The organism is uncultured Tenacibaculum sp. (assembly GCF_947502995.1).
GTDB lineage: Bacteria > Bacteroidota > Bacteroidia > Flavobacteriales > Flavobacteriaceae > Polaribacter.
Window position 1 is genome coordinate 1 of record NZ_CANNBW010000086.1, and the last position, 245, is coordinate 245.

Here is a 245-nt window from a genome sequence, read left to right on the forward strand (position 1 = left end):
GTTGAAGTTCGTTCATCTACAGTTTCATCAGCAGGAGCACAATGTGTTGTTACTGTAAATAATGTAAGTATAACAGAACCAAGTGCTTTAACAGGTTTAACAGCTAATGTATTAAAAGAGGTTACTTGTGATCCAGCTACAGGAGCAACAATTGAAGGAGATGTAACTGGAGGTACTCCACCATATACTTATGATTACCAATTAAATGGAGCAGGAGCTTTCATTACAAACTTAACTGACATTCC

The 245-nt window shown here is 36.7% G+C and carries 1 protein-coding gene; it reads left to right on the forward strand.

The annotated features are described in order from the left end of the window. On the forward strand, positions 1-245 hold a 245-nt coding region (locus Q1A46_RS20850), incomplete at both ends, for a hypothetical protein (protein WP_299683592.1).